Annotated in this window: 1 protein-coding gene; it reads left to right on the top strand. The window is 75.1% G+C overall.

Annotated features, from left to right (window positions below):
- Positions 1-31: 31 nt before the first annotated feature.
- On the top strand, positions 32-886 hold an 855-nt coding region (locus BA175_RS31830; protein ID WP_254667907.1), incomplete at its 3' end, for a pyridoxal phosphate-dependent decarboxylase family protein.

The following is an 886-nucleotide window of genomic DNA, read 5'->3' as shown; positions in this document are numbered from 1 at the left end:
GCCCCCGCGCACCCGAAGGACCACACCACCCATGCCCACCCCACCCCTCGCCGGAGGAACCGCAGGCCCCACCCACCTGCGCCCCCTCCTCGACACCGTCCTCACCGCCCTCCACCACGGCGCCGCCCGCCGCAACGGCCCCCTCCCCGCAGGCGGCCCCGCCACCGTCACCCAGCACATGCACGACGCCACCCACCCCCTCATCCCCGACCACGGCACCGGCGCCCACCACGCCCTGCGCACCCTCGTCACCGCACTCGCCGAAGGCGCCGCCGACCCCGCACACCCCCACTGCGCCGCCCACCTCCACACCCCGCCCCTCGCCCTCGCCGCAGCAGCCGACCTCGCCGCCTCAGCCCTCAACCCCTCCATGGACTCCTGGGACCAGGCCCCCGCCGCCTCCGCCCTCGAAACCACCCTCACCACCGCACTCGCCGCCGAGATCTACCCCCACGCCCCCCGACCCGACGCCCTCGTCACCACCGGAGGCACCGAAGCCAACCAACTCGCCCTCCTCCTCGCCCGCGAACGCCACGGCCCCGTACAGACCGTCTGCGCCGCCAACGCCCACCACAGCATCACCCGCGCCGCCTGGCTCCTCGGCCTCCCACGACCCGTCGTCCTCCCCGCCCCCACCGGCGTCATGGACCCCACCGCCCTCCACGACGCCCTCACCCGCCTCGACGGCCCCCTCCTCGTCACCGCCACCGCAGGCACCACCGACACCGGAGACATCGACCCCCTCAACCACATCGCCGACCTCACCACCACCCACGGCGCCGACCTCCACATCGACGCCGCCTACGGAGGCCCCCTCCTCTTCAGCCCCACCCACCGCACCAAACTCGCAGGCCTCCACCGCGCCCACAGCGTCACCCTCGACCTG

The sequence above is a fragment of the Streptomyces griseus genome, from assembly GCF_001715295.1.
In the GTDB taxonomy this organism is placed as follows: Bacteria; Actinomycetota; Actinomycetes; order Streptomycetales; family Streptomycetaceae; genus Streptomyces; species Streptomyces griseus_G.
This window is presented reverse-complemented; position numbering and strand designations above follow the sequence as displayed.